Raw genomic sequence first — 21,523 nt, forward strand, 5'->3', positions numbered from 1 at the left:
CTATTATGTATTGTACTACCTTCTAAATCACAATTATCAAATAAAATAGGTTCCTTCTCATCGCCAAGACTTGTATTTTTGAATTGCACTCCACCTAATGTCACCAAATTAAATTTACTACCAGAAAGATTTAAATCTGCATATGAAGAATTTCTAAAATTTATATTTCTAAACTTTGATTGACTTACATTACAATTACTCATATTCATATGCATTATATTACTACCAACAAATGCACTATTTTTCAAATTCACTTGATAATATTCTGTATTAACCAAATTACAGTTTTCGTATTGCCCCGTTTTCATATCTTTATTTTTAATTAGGTTCTCTTCAACTGAACCTACATGTATTCTTTTTACATAACAATACTCATCTTCAGATTTAAAAATTATTTCATAGCCCATTTTTTTATAAAAATGATGATTATTAATTTGTCTACTAGATGTTTCAAGATCCCAAATCTTTATGCTTTGATATTCCTCTTCTATTAATTTAATAACATTTGATCCAATTCCTTTCCCTTGATAAACAGGCTCTACAAAAATACGATCAATTCGGCCATATGACTTACCTGAGACCGTAACTATAATTCCCCCGATTATTTTTTCATCCATTATTACTTTATAAGAATCCAATTCTTCGATTGAATATCTCATCATTTCTACTGAAGAATACCCTGGTGGTTGGATGTTATAGTCAATAACATCACCTTGACCACATAACCATCGTTTTGCTTCTTCATCAAATGTTCTTGTCATTATTTCTGTTAACTTTTCAGCATCTAAAATAGTAGCTTTTTCTATAGATATTATTGTCATTTTTATTTTCCCCTTTATTATTACAAGATCATAAATTTTGTAAACGGTACAGTTATAAAATAAAGAAAATTAAAATTAATCACTCTATTTATTATTAAACTACAAATCAACCTATATTTTCCACTGTTATTTAGATGAATAAAAAAAGAGACCATGCAATATAAACATGTTCTCTTCTATTATTCATTTTCAATTGTATATAATTAAAAATTAGTTGTTATTTCAGCCACTCGTTGCAAGTATGACTTAACTCCTGCAAATCTTCTATAAATCGACTCGCATGATATCCATCACAAACCGAATGATGAACTTGCAATGAAACTGGTAGCATAACCTTATTTTCTTCATTAAAATATTTCCCACAAGTTATAATTGGTAATAGAAAATCAGCATCATTATTAATATTAAGATTAAATCCAGTAAAACTAGTCCAAGGTATACTAGAAATCGGAAATACATTAGGCGGAATATTTTCTTTCGTGAAAAGACCATGAACACTAGCATAGCATCTCATATCTTCTTCATAATTTTTATAGAAAATGTGGAAATCACTTGAATAATCCGTCCATATACTTGAAAAAGACTTATCATCTTTATGAAAGATTGTATAACTCGGTATCATTTCCTCCCAATAGCCTAAAACTCCTTCATCGTTAAAACATGTTCGAAATTCTTTATGTTTATTTATTATTCTCGAAATTATATAAATAAAAGTTGGATAAAATTTAATTCCCTGTTGATGTACTTTCTCTATCAGCAGCGTAATCTCAACATTTACCGTCATACTAAACGTACATTTTAATTCTAAATAATGTTCAAAATACTGCTCTCTATTTCAATTTTCTCTATCAATTACATGAAATTTCATTTTAATAGCCTCCTAAAATTTTCTTTTTATTTTAGAAGGCTAATTTCCTTGCTTTCACCATAATTGTTCACTCCTAACAGTTTACATTTCACCCTAATTGTTTATTTAATTATATTACATCTATAAGAATCAATTCACATATTTCTGGAAAGCCATCCACATACTATAAATAAATCAAATGAAATTTGGAGGATTCATACATGAATAACAAAAATGTAAATAAAAAAGAAAATGTTATCGAAAACTCTACACCTATTCAAAATAATAATACTGCAAATCTTAATATCGAAGAACAAGCAATGAACGGCTTATATGGAATGCCAGAAACCGCTATTGAAGATGCTGATCATGCTGCATCTGATGATTTGACTTAAAAAAATTAATTACATTGAAAAAAGCCAAGGAAAATATCCTTGGCTTTTCCAACTATGCATCCACTTTTTGTATCTCTTCATTCTTTCTTGAAAGTTTCCCTGGCCAAAAAGCAAAGCGACCTAAAACGACTGTGATTGCCGGTACAAGTAGTGGTCTTACAATGAACGTATCTAGTAATACACCAATTGCTGTTACAATACCAAATTGAACAAGCACTTGAATTGGAAGTGTTCCTAACACAGCAAAAGTTCCGGCTAAAATTAAACCTGCGGATGTAATGACACTACCTGTTTGTATAACGCCATTTTTTACTGCATCCAAATGATTTTGAGTCTTTCTGTTTTTCCATATTTCTGAAACCATAAAGATATTATAATCTTCACCTAAAGCAACTAAAAATACGAATGCGTATAACGGTATCGCACCTTGAATGGCCGGCGCTCCCATACCATAATGAAGTAATAGCCACCCTGCTCCTAATGCAGAGAAAAATGATAATACAACAGTTACAATTAAATAAATCATCGCAATAATCGATCGTAAGTAAACAAGTAATAGTAAAGCTATAATACTAATCATTACTGGAATGATAACTGCTTCATCACGTTCCGTAATTTGCTTTGTATCATATAATGACGCTGTTTCTCCGCCAATCCATAGTTGATCTTCTGCATTACTAACCCCAGCATCTTTTAATACTTTTTCTACACTGTTTTTCAATTTAGGGATTTGATTTAACGCTTCAATTGAGTATGGATTTTCAGCTAAAGAAACCTCATACATTTTAATTTGCTTATTTTCTTTCCCCTCTTTTGGCTCTTTCACTGTTTTTACGAAAGAGAATTTCTCTAGTTCTTGTTTAATAGGAAGCTCTTTTCCTTTCGTATCAACAACAACTTTTACTGGCGCTAATTCACCAGCTGAAAAATGATCACTAATTAACGTAAACCCTTCGCGTGAAGGCATATCCTTTGGAAACGATTCTAATAGGTCATATGTGTATTGAATACGTGGTACAAATGAAGCCAATCCACCTAATACAAATACAGTGAGCATAATTATTGTCCACGGTCTTCGTACTACTACATCTCCAAGTTTTTTACTAAAGGCGCCTTTTGATCTTTTAACTTTTACGACTCTCTTTTTCTTTCTTGTAAATTCCTCATTCATCGAAGTTGTTCTCGGTATAAACGGGAAGAATGCAGCTCTACCGAAAATTAATAATAACGCTGGCAAAATTGTTAAAGCAGCGATTCCCATAATGAATACAGCAACACTGAATGGTACTGCAAATCGATGAAAGGCACCATAATGAGCAAGTAATAATGTTCCTAAACCAAGTACAACAGTTAACGCACTCATTATTATTGCCCCGCCAGAAGCTTTAATTGCAAGTTGTAGCGCCTTATACTTACTTTCTTCTTCTAGCAAGTATTCTCGATATCTCGAAATTAAAAATAGACAATAATCCGTCCCAGCACCAAACAATAGTACAGTCATAATTGATATCGCTTGGGCATCTACTTTAATCCATCCGTGATCAGCTAAAAAACCAAGCGTCGGACTAATAATACCGTATGCAAAGCCAACGACAAGTAAAGGTAAAATTGCTAAAATTGGTGAACGGTACAGTAAAATTAATAGAACCAATACGAGTAATACAGTAGCAACTAACAATTTCACATCTGCTTGACTAAATAAACTAACTGCATCCGTTTGAATGCCTACAGGTCCAGATAATCGAACATGTAAACCAGAGTCACTTATTTTTTGTTTGAATGGATCTTCATCGACCTTACTATTCACTATCTTTCTTAAATCTTCAAGATTTCCTTTTAATATATCTGTTCCAGCCGACTTATTAAAGAATACTGGTGTAACAAATGATGTACCATCCTTTGATGCACTTTTTGATAATACTTGTTCCGGGATTGTATCAAATGGTGGTAACGTTGATTGTTCCTTTAAAGGACTAGCTTTTAACTCTTTATAAACATCTTGTATGAGTTTATAATCTTGTGACTGTAATCCACCATCCCTATACCATACTACTAACAAAGGATTCCCCGCATTATTCGGAAACTCTTTTTTCATAAGTGCTTCTGCTTGCTGCGACATAGCTGTTTCAGGTAAATTTTTCGGATTCGGTTCTTTCGTACTATTTACTTGTGGTAACGTAAATGAAAGTAATAATGTAATAAGAATCCAAACCGATAAAGTGATCCATTGCGTATTTTTCCCTGCTACAAGCCTTCCTAACATATGTAACGGGTGCTTTTTCATAAAAAACCCACCTTCCTTTTCCCTCCACTATTAATTATATATACCGGTCGGTTAATTAATCAAGAATGAATCAAAATTATGTTATAATTATCTAAACAATACATGTCAGGAGCGAATGGATTTGGAACAAAAACAACGCCCTCTTGGAAGGCCTCGTCAAAATAAAAATATAAAATCTACAAAAGAAATCATTTTAGAAGTTGCCACTCGGTTATTTCTTACTCAAAATTATCAAGTCGTTTCCATGGATGAAGTAGCAAAAGTTTGTGGTGTTACGAAAGCAACCGTCTACTATTACTATTCAACAAAAGCAGATTTATTTACCGCTACTATGATTCAAATGATGGTGCGTATACGAGAGAATATGTCTCAAATCCTTTCTACAAACAAGACTTTAAAAGAAAGGTTATTGGATTTCGCTAAAGTCTACTTACATGCAACTATGGATATAGATATGAAAAATTTTATGAAAGATGCAAAACTGTCGTTATCTGAAGAACAATTGAAACAATTAAAAAATGCTGAAGATAGTATGTATGAAGTATTAGAAAAAGCACTCGATAACGCAATGCAACTTGGAGAAATCCCGAAAGGAAACGCTACATTTACTGCTCATGCATTCGTATCTTTATTATCAATTGGGAATTTCAAAGATGAAAATGACAATCCTATTATTATAAGTATAGATGAATTAGCACAAGAAATCGTTTCTTTTTATTGGAACGGATTAGGTCATTCATATTAAACAGATTTCCTTTAATAAAAAAGCATGTTTGAATTTTTTTCAAACATGCTCTTTTATATACTAATAATTAGATTATACTTTAGCATTAATTAACAAACTTATACTTACCTTCATCTTCTATAATTTTTGAATTTGTTCATATATATTCTCCTTACATAATCCCCCGTGATAACAAACTACCGTTTTAATTTCTAAATTTAAATACTTCTTCAAAGACTGCTGTGCTTCCTTAACATTTAAAGTTGTTGGGGCGTGAATTCCTCCTAATATTCCATTCACACTATACATAGAGTCTCCTGCGATAAGAATTTTACTTTGTTTCAAATATAAACTAATATGACCCGGAGTGTGTCCTGGAGTATGTAGAATTAATATCCCACCGCAATATGGAAGTTCTTGACCATCAATAACAGTATCACTTACTTTTCCACTTGGTGGACTCTTTATTTGTCCATCCTTCAATAAAGGAAACTCCCCTTCAATATATGGTTTATCTAGCTCGTGTGCATAAACTTTAATATCGCTTACACCTTTCTCCAATAATTCAGGAAGGCTACCTATATGATCTATATCCTGATGCGTTAAAATCACAACTTTTAGCTTATCAAAAGATATCCCAACTCTCTCCATCTCTACTTGTATATCTTCAAATTGTCCAGGGAAACCAGTATCTATTAAAACTGCCATTTCATCATCCCATAAAAGAATTGGGTGAATTATAAATTCTTGAAACTCAAGTTGTAACATTTCTACTCCTTTAGCAATCTCCATACAGTAACTCTCCTTTATACTGAAGTTTGAAAATATGTACGAGTATACTGAAAATATAAAGCGCCGCTATCTCATAATATGTTTTGTCATCCCAATAGAGAATGCTTCAAACCCTATAGATTCATAATAAGATTGCAATTTTTCCACACACATAAGTTGCGGGATAACCTTGTTTTGTTCACAGTGATGGATTAATCGTTTCACTATCTCTTTTCCAATACCAATATACTGATACTCCGGCATTACACAAACACCACAAATAATGCCCGTAATTATTCCATCTGATATAATACGCCCCATACCAATTAATTGTTGCTCTTTAAATGCATATATTACATACCAACTTTGTTTACACATTTGTTCCAATTCATCCACCGTTAATTTAAGAGAATTCCATCCTAAAGATTCGTATAAGGCTAATAATCCATTAAAATTTGTAGGATGTTCACTTGTGTAGCGTATACTATATTCCATGTAAATACTCCCTATTCTATAGTTTGTTAATGCTCCATAAAATTCCCCTTATAAAAATTGCGATTGACTTAAAAATAACTAGAACAAACTTCAATAAGAAAGATAGAATTCCTTCTCAACATAAAATAAAAAGAAGCTATCTCACTTGAGATAACTTCTTTTATATAAGACTCTCATTATATTATTAGCCAAAAATTATACAACTACATACGATAAGCACAAACACAACTAATAAACCATTTGAGAAATAACCCATAGAATACTACCCCTTTATTAAATTATGTAAAAGATTTTATCATAAAATGATTTACAACATAATAACTGAAAAAGACATTGTATTCATTAGTTATATATGTTTAGTAATATTTTATATTCGGTTATATTCTCCTTGCCTAAAACCACTTATCGCCCCCTCATAATTCAGTCCACATAACTTTTAAAAACAGTTATTAGTAAACTTTTATTTACTATAAAGAGTAATTTAAATTGAATTATAGTTAATTTAGTAATAAAATAATTACTAAACTCATAAAGGAATCAAAAACAATGACCCAAAACGAATTATTAAACGAATACATGAATTTATTATTAAATATGTCAGGTACTTTTAAATTACTATCGGAGAAATCCTCAGAATTTACACATTTAGAACAACACGTAGTAGAGTATATCGCCCAGCAAAAGGTGCCTGTAAACTTAAAAATGATTGCTAGTTATTTAAACATCCCTAAACAACAATTAAGTGTAACAGTGCGTAACTTAGAACAAAACGGATACATCATAAAAAAGCAAGATATGGTAGACAAAAGAGCTATATTAATCTCTCTGACAGAAAAAGCTGAAAAAGTACATTATGAAAGATGGAAACAAATATATAATAATTTCACAGTAAATCTCGAAAAGTTATCTGAAGAAGATAGGCGGGATTTAACTTATGGACTATATAAAACAAATACAATGCTCTCAAAAATGTTAAATAACAAATAAATATATTGTTTATTACTAAACGGAGGATGTTTCATGGTTAAAGAATTAGATTTACAAACCGTACAAGGTACGATGCTTATTCCACTATGGGGAAGAGCATATGGCAGTGAGAAAAATAAGGATATTTTAGATGATATAGAGGCTATTCGAATTATTAAAGAATGTGATTTTGACTTCTCAACAATAGCAAATACATTTGGAGAATACGGATGTATCACATACATTACCCGTGCACGAAAAATTGACGATACGATAAAACAATTTATAATAAAACACCCGAAAGCTACTATTGTAAACATCGGTTCCGGACTAGACACTACTTTTTCAAGAATCGATAACGGTACAATACATTGGTACAACCTTGATTTGCCCGATGCAATCTCTTTTCGCAAAACTTTAATTGAAGATACACCAAGGAATACTAGTATAGCTAAATCATTTTTTGATACTTCTTGGTTTGATGATATAAAATATGATCCAAATGACGGCATTCTTTTCATATCAGCAGGTGTGTTTTATTACTTTAAAGAAGAAGATTTAAAAAAGATCGTAGTCGCTATCTCAAAACGTTTCCCTGGAGGAGAATTATATTTTGACGCTGAATCAAAGTTCGCACTGAATATTTCGAATGCTACTGTAAAGAAATCCGGTAATAATGGTGCTATGATGTATTTTTACGTAAACAATCCAAAATCAATAGAAAAATGGTCCTCTACAATAAAAGTATTAAGCTGCTCCCCTTTCTTTAAAGATATACCTACAAATAAAGATTGGGATGGTAGTACGCGTATAATGATGAGAATTGTAAACTTAATAAAAATGTTGAAGTTTGTTCATTTACGGTTCAAAAAATAAAAAGTAAAGAAGAGCTCCATACATTTATACTTAGGTCATAAATGTTAATTTTAATAAAATCAACGGCAGAAACATAATTGTGAAGTGAAACTTTAATCAGTGGGGGCTTTGCTCATCCCCCACTGATTATTAGCCCTCACCAATCGAGCTTTTACGGGCAGCCCGAACCCCACCTAACTTCTTTGCTTTCGCTGAATTTTGAGGTAGGGGTCTTACTGCCCGACAAATAGCGGGATAAAATCTTGCATGCACTTTACGTAGGAGCTAAAATGTTGAATCTCATCGATTTCCAAATCATGTACACCATCTTGCAACATATATTGAATCACTTACCCTCTCATCTTATAACCCACTTACTACTTTTTAAATGTATATGTTCTGACCGTCAACAGCTTTTACCTTTAAATTCTTTAGACCCTATCCTTTCTTATATGAATAGCTTTCTTATTCAAAAATAGATTTTTAAAAATTCCTACCCCAAAAATTAATAAACCTATACCAACTAACTTATTTATTTGTAATGGGACGTTCTCCATTCCGAACAATCCAAATGTATCAATGGATAATGCAACTACCAATTGAGTAATAAGGCTAATTAGCACCGTATACGCTGGACCTAAACTCTTTATTGCACCCATTATACAAATAATTAACCCAATGCCAAACAATCCACTTACATAAAACAAATAATTTGTAGTATACACTTTAATGCTAATACTGTTTTCTGTAATGAAATAAAATAGTATAGAACTTATGAGACCTATTCCAAGAACACATGCAGTTGTTAACCACTGTCCTACATTTTCATTCACTTTTGTATTAAAAACAGATTGTAAGCTAATTAATATTCCTGCTAAAATAGCTAGACTAAATCCACCCATCATCCTTCTCTCCCTTTTATTGTTCATATATATTATCTTTCGCGACTTCCTTTATCCTAGAAAATTCTTTAATTACAATAACTCCATTACTCTTTTCAATTAATTTTTCTTTATAAAATTTTTGTAACACCCGAATGACGTGCCTATAACTTACTCCTTTAAAGTCCGCAATACTTGTTACCGAAGTTGCATCCAAATCATCTTTATACATATTCCCATTACTATCAGTAGAAATAGAAAGTAAATAACTAGCTACACGTACTTCTACTGGATAAAGTAAATTAAGAGCTGTAAAACGAGTCGATATTTTTAACGTGTTCGCAATGTTTTCAAGCAAGAACTTCATAAATATAGGATCATGTAATAACTTGTTTCTAATAACCGTATGAGAAATGGATATTGCTACAACATCTGAACAAGCTTCAACGACATTATGTGCTTTACTATTTTGTATGAATTCAATATCACCAACAATGGCCAATGGATTGATAAAGCGAAGGATTAGTTTCTTCCCTTCAGGTGTAATCGTGTAAACTTTTACTTTACCTTTAACAACAAAATATAAACGATCCATTTCGTCATCTATATTGCAAATAAGCTCGCCTTTTTCAAAGTGATTTAATTGAAAATAAGCTGTATCTATTTCTGAAAAAACCTCGAGCGTTTTATTGGTTTTCAAATAATGCGTAATTAAACCTGATCTATTCTCCATATTCATTTCTCCTTTCCTTTACATATTAAATACAACAATACCTATAATCATTACTATTGTTCCCACAATATGATATCTCTCCATCTGTATCTTTTTTATATGAAACAGTCCTTTCATTTCAATAACTGTTGCCGTTAACAATTGAGCAACCATTAGTGTGCCAGCTGTCAATGTAACTCCAAGTGAATATATCGCCATCGTTTCTGCACAAATAATGAATCCACCAAATGCACCCGCTGCTAAATATACTTTTTTCACACTCTTTAAATCTGTTACTTTCTCTTCTTTCTTTAACAAAAATACAGTTGTTGCAATACCGAATCCAATTAAATGGGTTATAATACCCGTCGACCATATACCAATATGTGAACTAAGATTCGCATTAAAGGTTCCTTGAAGTGTTATAAATATCCCTGCAAAAATAGCAAATAGAATACCTTTCAAAAAATCATCTCCTCATCTTTTCTTTCTGACTTAATTAAAAGCTATAATCCTATAATGGCAAAAGGACAAATGTCACATCACTATGAAAATAACTAAGAATGAACAAAAAAACACACCTCAAAAATGCGAGATGTGTTTATATTTTTTATTTATATATAATATTTTATAAATAAAAATCATGCTACATTAAAAGATTTCTTTTCATAACAAACTTTGCAAATAAGAAACGTACAAGCGGTCCCATAATAATTAATTGTAATGGATATGCCATTATGAAATTTTTAATAAAAATCGAAAAATAAATTGAAACAAATGAATCTCCTTGTAGTCCACCATGTAAATGCATCATAGTCATACCGAAAAATGACATAAAGAAAACCATTCCGATTACCATAGTTGTCGCCATCGCAACTATAATATTTATTTTCTTCGATTTATCAAACGGTAACATGAAGACAATTTTTTTCGCACATGGTCCAACAATACTTATTTCAATTAATAGCGCAATAATAAATCCAATTAGTAGTTCTAATGCAATCTCCTTAATATGAATTGGCCCTCCTGATCCATTCATTAGTAAATTGTAAAACGTCATTACGATAACCATCCCAAGGCACATCATCATACCAAATTGGAGGTTTTCTTTTCTTGTTGTTGGCAAAATCCATCATCCTTTCTCTTTGAGTCTTTGTCATTATATCGATATTGGAAACCCCTTCGTAAGTGAACATTTTGTGAACAAATTTAAAACGTTTTCATATATTTTCTTTACTTTCAACTCAAATTCTCACTTTTACTTATAAAGGTTTTATATATTTCAATGTTGAATTACTAAATTTAAACATTACTACTTGGAGGAGAACCATGAATGAACAAGGATTTTTCGTATATCATATCGTAACAAGGAAAAAAATGAAGAATTACATATAAAGAATGAAAATGCTACAGTAGTTATGAATTACATCGATCAAACAATTAGAGCCATTAGAGAAACGATTGTGGAAATAGTTAGGTTGCAAGAATATCCTGATTATCCATCACGATTGTCTTGTTTATATGCTGCTAAAAGCATTATTTGATTCTTATAATCGAGAAGTTTTGCAGATTGTTAAACTACGAGTAATCGGAAGTTCTTTTGAAGGTGACGGAAATCTTTTACCGAAAGAAGATGTTATTTCTTTTTCTCAAAAAATGGAACAATCTAGAGAATATTGGAAAGGAAATGTGAATAACGAACTCCCTGAACTACTCATTAATGGCGAAATTGAAGTGGTCGAAATTATTGATGACTTTTCCTCAATTCATGTTTAATTTCTAACTAAATCAAATAGGATGGAGATTACAATGATGAAAAAAGTGTACTTCAATCATGATGGTGGTGTAGATGATTTAATTTCACTATTTTTATTACTTGAGATGGATAATGTCAAACTTACAGGTGTTTCAGTTATCCCTGCAGATTGCTATTTGGAACCAGCAATGTCTGCAAGTCGCAAAATTATTGATCGCTTCAGCAAAGAATATATTGAAGTAGCCGCATCAAATTCCCGTGCGAAAAATCCATTTCCAAAAGACTGGCGGATGCATGCATTTTATTTAGATGCTTTACCAATTTTAAATGAGGCTGGAAAAGTTGTAACACCTGTAGCAGCAAAGCCTGCACATCATCACTTAATAGAAACGCTTCTACAAACTGAAGGAAAAACAACTTTATTATTTACGGGACCCCTAACTGACCTTGCTCGTGCATTATATGAAGCTCCCATAATCGAAGATAAAATTGAACGTCTCGTTTGGATGGGTGGTACATTTCTTACCGCAGGCAATGTACATGAACCAGAGCATGATGGAACAGCTGAGTGGAATTCGTTTTGGGACCCTGAAGCAGTAGCTCGTGTATGGGAAACAAAAATTGAAATCGACTTAGTGACACTAGAAAGTACAAACCAAGTTCCATTAACTATAGACATACGTGAACGTTGGGCAAAAGAACGAAAGTATATTGGTGTAGATTTCCTTGGCCAATGCTATGCGATGGTTCCTCCCCTCGTTCACTTTTCAACGAACTCTACTTACTACTTGTGGGATGTACTAACAACTGCGCTTGTCGGAAACACTAACCTCGCAAAGACTCAAACGATTAATAGTATCGTTCATACATATGGACCAAGCCAGGGGCGTACTGTGGAATTTGATGGTGGGCGACCTGTAAATGTAGTATATGATGTAAACCACAATGGATTTTTTAACTATATAACTGAATTAGCAAAGAAAGCTTCTAGTTGAACCACTATCTATACGAAAAATAAATAGAATGACACCCCTCCAGACAATGATCCCCCATTTAGAATTTGGTTGAAACTACATATTTAACTATTGAAAAGAGTATTGAATTAAATTTCAATACTCTTTTTGTGCAATTTAATTTTATTGGATTCATGTAGTGTCTTATTGATTATTCATTTCATAACCATTTACAAAAAACGTTATTGTTTCTAGTTCGTCTTCATTTAATTCTCTTTCTATGTCTCGTTTATACGCTTCCTTTATCTTCCCTTCATCGCCTTTATGTATTTCCGTATAAGTTCCTACTGTTTTTAGTAAACGCATTTCTTGCAAAAACTCATCCCGATTTATAGCTGTCCCATGAGAAAGGATATAGGTTTCAGCATCAAATGCCTCCAACTCTTCTATTAATTTAAACGTTCTTTTCGTCGTATAGTTCCACTTCGAGGAAAAAATATCTGCATATATACAGTCTCCTAAAAACAATATCTTTTCTTCTTTTATGTACATAACAACAGAATCATGTGCATGATCCCCGCCCACATGTTTTAACACGCATGTCACCTCACCAAGGTCTAATTCAATTTGATCCTGGAACGTTAAGGTTGGAAGAATAATTTTAATATTTCTCGCTTTTTCTTCAAACTCTTTTTTGATGCAATCTGCACAAAATGCAATTTCAGTACCCTCTTTTACGCGTGCGTCCAACGCTTCATCTGTCCATTCATAAGAAACAAGTGTACTCATCTCTTTTTTCGTTTCAGAATGTGCAATAGACAATGCATCTTGTAGTACAGGCAATCCAAAAATATGATCCCAATGCCAATGGGTTAGTGCTACAAAATCAGGATTCGATACATTTTGTTCTTTTAGCATTTCTAAAAACAATTGTGCATGTTCTTCTGAATTCCCTGCATCGATCATTAAAGTTTTTTCTTTTCCAACAACCATTCCTAATATAGGTCTATCTGTTTCAGAAACTGGTGTCATATACCAAAATGAGTTTCCTATTTTTTTAATTTGTTGCATAACCAATCCCCCTTTTCATTTTCTCACTTAAATTTAACATATAAATTATAACGAATTATTAGTTTTTTCTCTATAATCAAACACAATTACTTGGACTAATCTAACTTTCCTTTTCGTAAGCTAAAAATAAGGTGGAAGAATCGGAGTGTGATACTATGGAACGATTATGGATTCCTATGATAGTTACATTTTTTTCATTTGGTGGCTTATTATTAGGCTGTGCTGTTGGCATTGCTACGCGCCAGCTAATTGAAGAAAAAATGCATCGTTTATATGCATTATGTGGCGGAATTTTACTTGGGCTTTTATCCCTTGAAATCATTCCTGAAACATTTTCAAGCTATGAAATGATTGGACCTATACTTGGTATAGCTATCGGTATTTTAATTATGAGCTTATTAGATAACTATTGTCACCATCCAATGATACATAAAAAAGATCAACAGGCTTGGCAAACCTTCCTTTTTCTGTCTTTCGCTATATTTATTCATAATATACCGAGTGGATTTGCACTAGGTACAGCTTTTATTAATCATGCTGACTCTGCCATACCTTTTTTAATAGCAATCGTCGTTCACCATATTCCTGAAGGCTTAGCATTAATTATCCCCTTTCTCTTTACAAAGCATAAATATATTTCCTTTTTATTAACAACCTTATTACTTTCTCTTATTCTTGGTACTGGTACGGTTTTTGGCATTTTGATGGAAGGAAAAGCTTTACATTTACAAGGGCTTATTATGGGAAGTGCTATCGGTTCACTTGGTTATGTAACAATTCATGAAATGCTTTGGAAAGCTAAGAAACAGCTCTCTTTCCTTACATTTCTAATGTGGGCAACTAGTGGTTTTTTACTAATAACAGTGTTCACTTTATTCGCTGGTCATCATTAAAGTTGCTAAAGTGAAACTTTTGTGCCTCCCACACTGATTCTTAGATTACAAATAACCAGATAAATTTTCTTATTTGTATATTTTTCCTATTTTTCCAAAACATAATGTTATCTACCTATTATAAGGAGGCACAATTATGTTTGGGAAAACAGCCGGTGAAGCATTAGTTGATTTATTAATTGACTGGGGAGTAGAACACATATACGGTATGCCTGGAGATTCCATCAATTCTATCATTGAAGCTTTAAGAAAAAAGCAAGATAAAATTAAATTCATTCAAGTTCGCCATGAAGAAGCTGGTGCATTAGCAGCGGCTGCCTATGCGAAATTAACAGGAAAACTTGGCGTTTGTATGGCAATTGCAGGACCTGGTGCTATTCATTTATTAAATGGTTTATATGATGCGAAACTCGATAAAGCCCCTGTTCTAGCAATTTCAGGTCAAGTAGAAACCGATTTACTTGGAACGGACTTTTTCCAAGAAGTAAATTTAGAAAGAATGTTTGATGATGTTGCGGTTTATAACCAGCGTATTATGTCTGCAGAGCAACTACCTGCCGTAGTGAATCAAGCAATTCGAATGGCTTATACGAAAAAAGGTGTATCCGTTCTTACAATTCCAGATGATGTCCCGAAATTCGAAGTGAAAAATGGTGCCCGTGTTACAAACAATTCTTTTACTTTGCCTGAGTTGTTTCCACAAAAAGAAGATTTAGATGCAGCGAAATTCGCAATAAATGAAGCGAAAAAGCCTGTGATTTTAGCTGGAAAAGGAACGAAACATGCGAGAGAATCTTTACTTGCATTGGCAGAACATATTGGTGCTCCAATCGTACTTACATTACCAGCTAAAGGAATTATTCCTGATGAACACCCTCTTTGTATTGGTGGCTTAGGATTAATTGGAACGAAACCTTCTTATGAAGCAATGAAGCATGCAGATACTTTAATTATGGTCGGTACCTCTTATCCGTTCACCGGCTTCTTACCTGAAAAAGCAAAAACAATTCATATCGATACAGATCCTGCCCAAATCGGGAAACGTTATGCGACAGATATTGGTTTAGCTGGTGATGCTGATAAAACATTACGGTGGTTAATTGAAAATGTTGAAGAACACACAGACCATTCCTTCTTAGAACATCACCAAGAAATGATGAAAAAGTGGGAAGAAAAATTACACGAGCAAGAAGAAGACTCTTCCATTCCAATTAAACCACAACGCGTTATGCATGCTCTGCAGCAAGTAGCACATGATGACGCAATTCTATCAGTCGATGTCGGAAATGTAACAGTATGGACCGCAAGGCACTTCCGTATGACAAACCAGCAATTTGTCATTTCTAGCTGGCTCGCAACACTTGGTTGCGGTTTACCTGGTGCTCTTGCTGGAAAAATTGCATTCCCGGATAAACAAGTATTTGCAGTTTGTGGTGATGGCGGATTTGGAATGACGATGAATGACTTCGTAACGGCTGTAAAATATAAATTACCAATCGTTGTCGTCGTATTAAACAATAATAAAATTGCGATGATTAAATTCGAGCAAGAAGTCATGGGTAATATCGAATTCGAAACAGACTTAACGAACCCCGATTTCGCAAAATATGCAGAGGCGTGTGGAGGTATTGGATACCGTGTTGAGAATTTAGATGAACTACTTCCCGCTTTCGAAAATGCAGTAAAACAAAATAAACCGTGTATTATTGATGTAGTTGTAGATGCTAACGAAGCACCAATGCCAGCAAAAATCACATTTGGTCAAGCCGCTGGTTATACGAAGCATATGATAAAAGAATTATTTGAAGAAGGTAAGATTGATTTACCTCCACTTTAAGCGAAAAAAGATAGCTGAAAACAATTTGTCTTCAGCTATCTTTTTTATTTTTGTATCTCTCTATAGAAAGAAAAATTATTTATTGTAGGTTGTACTCAAGACTCATATTTTTTATCAAGAGTCTTTTTATTTAATTTCGCTTCAGTTAATACTATGCATCTAAAAATCTTTATACATCTCGCTAACTATTTTAATTCTCTAAAGTTCGGATATACTTTATTTTATGAATGTATCGCACATCCATTCGTAAAATTTTTCTTTCTCTTCAAATTGTGGATAATGCGCTGATTTCTCGAAAGTAATAAATTCTTTTTGATCTGCTTCAATCGTATCAAAATATGTTTTTGCCGCATGAAATGAAGTGTTATAATCATATTTCCCCATAAGGAAATAAAACGGTAGCTCCATTTTAGTCACCTTAGTAGGCAATGGATTCTTTAAATCCTTTTCTAATAAGACTGTTTGAGATTTTGATAATCCAACGTTATAACGAATTACGTCAAACAAGTTATATTCATTACTAAGTAGCATCCCAATATTATCACCATCTGGATTTTCAATGAGTCTTGATGTTCCACCATATTTCGCAACATAATTTCGCGGAGTGTATGTATCGCCATTTTTAATTTTTTCAGTTAATCCATTTAAATAGGAAACCTCATCTTCATTTCCTGCATTTTTCGCTTGATCAATAACAAACTTTAAACTATCCATCTCACCCTCTACTGTATCACTCATCTGCCCTATACCAACATACGCTTCATATTTTTCAGGAGCTTTATTAGCAGCTTGCATTCCAATATATGTACCGTAAGAATGGCCAATTAATATTACTTTTTCTTTACCAAGACATTTTGAAACATAATCTGTCAAAGCTAATAAATCCTCTACAAGTAGATCTGATGTAAGATTCGAATAATCTTCAAAGAAATGATACGACTTCCCGCTTCCTCTTTGATCATAATTAACTACGGTGAATTTCTCTTCCAATAAGTCTTGATATTTTTGAGCATATGGTATTTCTGAAGTACCTGGTCCACCATGTACAAAAATAATAACCGGATTGTTCTTATCTTTGCCACGTATCATTATTTCATGCCCACTCCCATTTATCTTTACTTGCTCTAATGTACTTATACTGTTTTTCCCTTTTATTTGCGAGGTCCATGTAGGAAATACTAGTGCTACCATTAGTATTAGTGTAGTTATGACTCCAATAAATGTTATTAATTTTTTTATTTTCTTCATAAGATGTTTCCTTTCTTATAAATTTGTAAAATAACAATATAATTCTATAAAACTACATTATTAATATCCCATACACTTCTTAACTTTCCGCTATATAAACCCTTAATACTTTCTTAATTTTCAATACATTAATCGTAGAAAAACTCGCTCACAATGTATTACAAATATAGAAAAGAGTCCTTGTTTTCTAAACAAGGACTCTTTTCTTAAACTATTTCGCTACTTCTTCTTTCGGCATTACCATACCTTTATAAAGTTGAACAGTTATCCAGTAATAGATGAAATAAATGACTAAGAAGATCCCAATCGGCACCCATACTTTTACAAACGGGTCAACTAATATAAAACTAAATAAGTTAAGCCCTACTAACACGTGGGAAATACCAATGATTGCTGGGAAGATAAATAAATATGAAATTTCTTTATATATACTTTTCGTTAACATACTACGTCTCACACCAATTTTTCGTAACATTTCATAACGTCGTACGTCACGAGAAGCACCTGTTAATATTTTGAACATAAGGGAACTTGCCATCATTGCTAAAAATGCAATTCCGAGGAAAAATCCCATAAACATTGTTCCGCTCATGAAACTGTTCATAAATTGATAAATTGTCATTTTCGTAAATAAGTCTACTTTTGTACCTGTTGTTTTTTCAATTTGTTCTTTTTGTCTCTTATCTATTTCGATCAACAACGGTTTATACTTTTTCATATCATCTACTTTTGCTAATGTTACAGTGTGTTCTGTTCCTTGAATCCCTTTATAATGCACTTCATCTGCAATTCTTACAGGTTTTCCGTTAAATTGATTATGTGTAATTTGTATCTCTCTTACAATTGCATCTTCCCAATCTCTCGGCATACGAGGGAATTTTGCTAATTCAGGAGCCTCTAAAGCAGAATATACAGGTTCAGTTAAAGGTTCAGTCACACGTTTACGAACAGGCTCTTTTAAAGTTTTTGTATCAAAGTGGTCTGAAACAAGTGGCGGTTTCGCAGTTAAGTCGTTACGTAAGTAATAAACCGCTTCTCCATCTACTTTATATTTGTACTTGCTTTCTTCAACAATTTCCATTTCTTTTAATGCTGCAATATCTTGTTCATTTGGATCATGAATTACGACATCATACACACGTGAGAAGTCTGTCATAATACCTACATTTTTTTGAAACGCCATACCTGCTGTCATCGCACCTGCTCCTAATGCAATTAACATTGCTACAGTACCTAATACTCTCGATAAACTATTTACTCGAAAGCGTAGCTGTGCATATGTAAAACTATTTAAGCCCGTTTCATTTCGTTTTTTATTCCCTTTAATTTTCATCACAAAAAATGGGAGTAATGAACTAAAGATACAATATGTTCCAAGTGTTGTAACGATTGTCGCTATTATAAAACCGAGTTCAGCAAACGTTTTTATATTTACCATAAAATAGTATCCTGTACTTACTAGTAATACACCCAGTACAGTCATTATAATAATGCGAGTTTTACTTTTCTTCACTTCATCTAGTGTTTCATCTTCACGTATTAATTCTAATTCTGTTTTACGTAATAAACGGATACTATTCATTAAACCAGTAATAAAAAATAATATTAAAAAGAATATAGCTGTAACTATGATTGCTGGTGTATATACAGATGAATAACTACCCTTTGCTGAAATTTCCATACCATTCATTAAAAAGTTTCCTGCTACACTTGCAAGTAACATCCCTACTAAAATCCCTATAATAATACTGACAATACCCATACCGAATGTTTCAATAAATAATAATTGTGCCACTTTTTTCTTTTTCGCACCAAGCATCATGTACATACCGAGTTCTTTTCTTCTTAATGTGAGTAAGAAAGAATTGGCATATATAATATAAAATACAGTAATGAAAGATAATAGTATTGCACCTACCCAGAATACGAGTCTTATACTACTAATAAGACTATTATCTTTCGTAAATTCACTATTCATCGCCATCGTTTGGAACATGTAAAAAATACTAATACTAATAACGAGACCGATAAGTAAAACCATATAATCTTTTAACATTTTTTTCATACTATGACGGGATAATTTGAATAACATAGTTTCGCCCCCCCTACTTAGACTCAGCAGCTGAGCCCATATGAGCGAGCACACCTAAAATGTCTTGATAGAAACTTTCTCGCGTTCCTTGACGCTTTAATTCTTTATATAAAAGACCATCTTGAATAAATAAAATACGTTCACAATAACTCGCACTAAATGCATCGTGCGTAACCATCAAAATACTTACATTATGATTTTCATGTAAATCTTGCATCGCTTCTAATAAGCTTTTTGCATTTTTACTATCAAGCGCTCCTGTCGGTTCATCAGCTAATACGATTGCTGGATTATGTACTAACGCTCGTGCTGCCGCTGTTCTTTGCTTTTGTCCACCAGAAACAGCAGTTGGATATTTTGTTAAAATTTCAGTAATTCCTAATTTCTTCGCCACCTCATTTACCTTTCCAGTAATCTCACTTGAAGGTACACCTTGCAGAGAAAGTGGTAAAGCAATATTTTCATAAATTGATAAGTTTTCTAGTAAGTTAAAATCTTGAAAGATGAACCCTAATTTTTGAGATCGAAAATCTGATAATGCATTCCCCTTCATAGAAGTAATATTTGTACCAGCTATTGTCACACTGCCACCCGTAGCTTGATCTAATGTACTAATCACATTCAGTAAAGTCGTTTTCCCAGATCCAGAAGGACCCATAATCCCAACAAATTCGCCTTCTTTAATACTTAATGACACACCCCTTAATGCCTTTGACTGATTCTCATTTCTTTTCCCATACGTTTTTTCTACACTTTCTACAGTAACTACATTTGTTGACATCTCTTTCACTCCATCCCTTTTGTATACAATTAATTTCTCACATATTTCTTATCTTTTTCTCATGTAAATTCTTAAGAATTTTTTAATTCTTTAAACAAAAGATTGAACAAGTAACATGAACCTACTTCATATTCTCATTTTTCTACAACTCGTTCCTTCGATTTCGCTTACATTTACCTTACATTTTTGTAAGGTAAAAAAATTACAGATCATTTCATAAGGGGCCTTTCTTTGTAGTGAGAAAGGCTTTTTATTTTTCTCAAATTGAATAAGATACATAAATAACAACAATAATAAGTTAAAAAACAATATAATTTTATTCCAAAACGATAAATCATATGATAAAATCATGTTGTCATTAAATAAAGTGAAACTTTAATCAGTGGGGGTTTTCTCCATCCCCCACTGATTATTAGTTGAACCAATCGGACTTTAATGGGCAGTTGATCCCCCACCTAACTTCTTTGCTTTCGCTGAATTTTGAGGTAGGGGTCTTACTGCCCATTAAAGCGGGATAAAACGAGGTGCTTCTTATGAAACAAGTTACAACACTCTTTTTAAAGCTAGCTATTGTTTTTATAGGTATAGTAGTACTTGCATTGTGCATATTTTTAATACCTAAAATCGGGAATTTCGCTGGAGAATTGTATCCAGCTACTGCTTATATGAAATCTCTCGTTTTAATCGATATGTACGTAGCAGCGATACCTTTTTACTTCGCCCAGTATCAAGCGTTTAAACTTTTAAGCTATATTGATAAGAACAAAGCGTTCTCGGAATTATCAGTAAAGGCTTTAAAAAATATAAAACACTGTGCTCTCACGATTGGTACCATATACTTGCTAGGTATGCCACTCTACTATCTTATGGCAAAAAAAATTGATCCTCCAAGTTTTATACCAATTGGACTGATCATTATTTTCTGCTCTATCGTGATTGCAATTTTTGCTGCAGTTCTCCAAAAGCTCTTACAAGAAGCCATTCATATAAAATCAGAAAATGATTTAACAGTTTGAGATGAAGTATATGGCAATAAATGATGAAGGGATAGGCTATCCCTTCATCATTTATTATGGTTCTTTATTTACTTTAAATTCAGTAATACATGTTAATGGGTGTATTTTATTATCAATCACTATTT

20 protein-coding genes and 2 pseudogenes are annotated in these 21,523 nt (G+C 32.7%); 9 read left to right on the plus strand and 13 right to left on the minus strand.

The annotated features are described in order from the left end of the window. Positions 1-821: GNAT family N-acetyltransferase (locus DN390_RS24900; protein ID WP_147808748.1), on the minus strand; the 821-nt coding region annotated here is incomplete at its 3' end. A 217-nt stretch (positions 822-1,038) separates the two neighbouring features. Then, a pseudogene (gene catA, locus DN390_RS24905) lies at positions 1,039-1,689 on the minus strand (type A chloramphenicol O-acetyltransferase). A 200-nt stretch (positions 1,690-1,889) separates the two neighbouring features. On the opposite strand from catA, the gene DN390_RS24910 reads away from it, so the two are divergent. Next, positions 1,890-2,063, plus strand: a complete 174-nt coding sequence (locus DN390_RS24910; RefSeq protein ID WP_147808749.1) for a DUF4021 domain-containing protein — start codon at positions 1,890-1,892, stop codon at positions 2,061-2,063. Positions 2,064-2,115: 52 nt separating this feature from the next. On the opposite strand, the gene DN390_RS24915 is transcribed toward DN390_RS24910, so the two are convergent. Next, entirely contained in the window at positions 2,116-4,347 is a 2,232-nt protein-coding gene (locus DN390_RS24915; RefSeq protein ID WP_147808750.1) for an MMPL family transporter, read from the minus strand. Positions 4,348-4,468: 121 nt separating this feature from the next. On the opposite strand from DN390_RS24915, the gene DN390_RS24920 reads away from it, so the two are divergent. Beyond that, positions 4,469-5,092: a TetR/AcrR family transcriptional regulator gene (locus tag DN390_RS24920; protein ID WP_147808751.1), complete on the plus strand. Its 624-nt coding sequence runs from the start codon at positions 4,469-4,471 to the stop codon at positions 5,090-5,092. A 117-nt stretch (positions 5,093-5,209) separates the two neighbouring features. Here the strand turns inward: DN390_RS24920 and DN390_RS24925 are convergent, their stop codons facing one another. Both DN390_RS24925 and DN390_RS24930 read right to left on the minus strand, forming a co-directional pair. Further along, positions 5,210-5,863: an MBL fold metallo-hydrolase gene (locus DN390_RS24925; RefSeq protein WP_147808752.1), complete on the minus strand. Its 654-nt coding sequence runs from the start codon at positions 5,861-5,863 to the stop codon at positions 5,210-5,212. Between the two features lie 66 nt (positions 5,864-5,929). Next, on the minus strand, positions 5,930-6,337 hold the full coding sequence (locus tag DN390_RS24930) for a GNAT family N-acetyltransferase (RefSeq protein WP_147808753.1): 408 nt from the start codon (positions 6,335-6,337) through the stop codon (positions 5,930-5,932). Between the two features lie 546 nt (positions 6,338-6,883). Here DN390_RS24930 and DN390_RS24935 point away from each other — a divergent pair. Together DN390_RS24935 and DN390_RS24940 are read left to right on the plus strand one after the other, a co-directional pair. Then, positions 6,884-7,324 (plus strand): MarR family winged helix-turn-helix transcriptional regulator, encoded by a 441-nt coding sequence (locus DN390_RS24935; RefSeq protein WP_147808754.1) that lies wholly within the window; start codon positions 6,884-6,886, stop codon positions 7,322-7,324. Between the two features lie 33 nt (positions 7,325-7,357). Continuing rightward, a complete protein-coding gene (locus DN390_RS24940) occupies positions 7,358-8,179 on the plus strand; it encodes a class I SAM-dependent methyltransferase (RefSeq protein ID WP_147808755.1) in 822 nt (273 codons plus the stop codon). A 410-nt stretch (positions 8,180-8,589) separates the two neighbouring features. Here DN390_RS24940 and DN390_RS24945 read toward each other — a convergent pair whose 3' ends face one another. The 4 genes from DN390_RS24945 to DN390_RS24960 form a co-directional block, all read right to left on the minus strand. Continuing rightward, positions 8,590-9,060 carry a DMT family transporter gene (locus DN390_RS24945; protein WP_147808756.1) on the minus strand — a complete coding sequence of 157 codons (471 nt, stop codon included), beginning with the start codon at positions 9,058-9,060 and terminating at the stop codon, positions 8,590-8,592. A gap of 16 nt (positions 9,061-9,076) precedes the next feature. Further along, positions 9,077-9,772 (minus strand): Crp/Fnr family transcriptional regulator, encoded by a 696-nt coding sequence (locus DN390_RS24950; protein ID WP_147808757.1) that lies wholly within the window; start codon positions 9,770-9,772, stop codon positions 9,077-9,079. An 18-nt stretch (positions 9,773-9,790) separates the two neighbouring features. Next, the gene (locus tag DN390_RS24955) at positions 9,791-10,216 is read right to left on the minus strand and encodes a DMT family transporter (protein ID WP_147808758.1); all 426 of its coding nucleotides are present in this window, start codon (positions 10,214-10,216) and stop codon (positions 9,791-9,793) included. A gap of 181 nt (positions 10,217-10,397) precedes the next feature. Continuing rightward, positions 10,398-10,877 (minus strand): DUF2798 domain-containing protein, encoded by a 480-nt coding sequence (locus DN390_RS24960; protein ID WP_147808759.1) that lies wholly within the window; start codon positions 10,875-10,877, stop codon positions 10,398-10,400. Positions 10,878-11,124: 247 nt separating this feature from the next. Between DN390_RS24960 and DN390_RS24965 the strand changes: the two are divergent. Together DN390_RS24965 and DN390_RS24970 are read left to right on the plus strand one after the other, a co-directional pair. Further along, positions 11,125-11,527: pseudogene (locus DN390_RS24965) on the plus strand (DUF2441 domain-containing protein); the annotation flags it as partial. A 33-nt stretch (positions 11,528-11,560) separates the two neighbouring features. Continuing rightward, positions 11,561-12,502 carry a nucleoside hydrolase gene (locus DN390_RS24970; protein WP_147808760.1) on the plus strand — a complete coding sequence of 314 codons (942 nt, stop codon included), beginning with the start codon at positions 11,561-11,563 and terminating at the stop codon, positions 12,500-12,502. A 162-nt stretch (positions 12,503-12,664) separates the two neighbouring features. Here the strand turns inward: DN390_RS24970 and DN390_RS24975 are convergent, their stop codons facing one another. Further along, on the minus strand, positions 12,665-13,531 hold the full coding sequence (locus tag DN390_RS24975) for an MBL fold metallo-hydrolase (protein WP_147808761.1): 867 nt from the start codon (positions 13,529-13,531) through the stop codon (positions 12,665-12,667). A 155-nt stretch (positions 13,532-13,686) separates the two neighbouring features. On the opposite strand from DN390_RS24975, the gene DN390_RS24980 reads away from it, so the two are divergent. Beyond that, entirely contained in the window at positions 13,687-14,424 is a 738-nt protein-coding gene (locus DN390_RS24980; protein WP_147808762.1) for a ZIP family metal transporter, read from the plus strand. Between the two features lie 136 nt (positions 14,425-14,560). Further along, complete coding sequence (locus DN390_RS24985; protein WP_098608267.1) at positions 14,561-16,261, plus strand: pyruvate oxidase; 1,701 nt, start codon at positions 14,561-14,563, stop codon at positions 16,259-16,261. A 216-nt stretch (positions 16,262-16,477) separates the two neighbouring features. Here DN390_RS24985 and DN390_RS24990 read toward each other — a convergent pair whose 3' ends face one another. The 3 genes from DN390_RS24990 to DN390_RS25000 all read right to left on the minus strand — a co-directional run bounded on the left by DN390_RS24990 (position 16,478) and on the right by DN390_RS25000 (position 20,382). Beyond that, positions 16,478-17,509: an alpha/beta hydrolase gene (locus DN390_RS24990; protein ID WP_147808763.1), complete on the minus strand. Its 1,032-nt coding sequence runs from the start codon at positions 17,507-17,509 to the stop codon at positions 16,478-16,480. A gap of 211 nt (positions 17,510-17,720) precedes the next feature. Next, positions 17,721-19,601 (minus strand): FtsX-like permease family protein, encoded by a 1,881-nt coding sequence (locus DN390_RS24995; RefSeq protein WP_098608265.1) that lies wholly within the window; start codon positions 19,599-19,601, stop codon positions 17,721-17,723. Positions 19,602-19,614: 13 nt separating this feature from the next. Beyond that, positions 19,615-20,382, minus strand: a complete 768-nt coding sequence (locus DN390_RS25000) for an ABC transporter ATP-binding protein (protein ID WP_000106430.1) — start codon at positions 20,380-20,382, stop codon at positions 19,615-19,617. Between the two features lie 533 nt (positions 20,383-20,915). Between DN390_RS25000 and DN390_RS25010 the strand changes: the two genes are divergently transcribed. Then, the gene (locus DN390_RS25010; protein WP_147808764.1) at positions 20,916-21,398 is read left to right on the plus strand and encodes a DUF2975 domain-containing protein; all 483 of its coding nucleotides are present in this window, start codon (positions 20,916-20,918) and stop codon (positions 21,396-21,398) included. Positions 21,399-21,523 lie beyond the last annotated feature (125 nt).

It is taken from the genome of Bacillus sp. SH7-1 (assembly GCF_008042405.1).
GTDB classification, from domain to species: Bacteria; Bacillota; Bacilli; order Bacillales; family Bacillaceae_G; genus Bacillus_A; species Bacillus_A thuringiensis_N.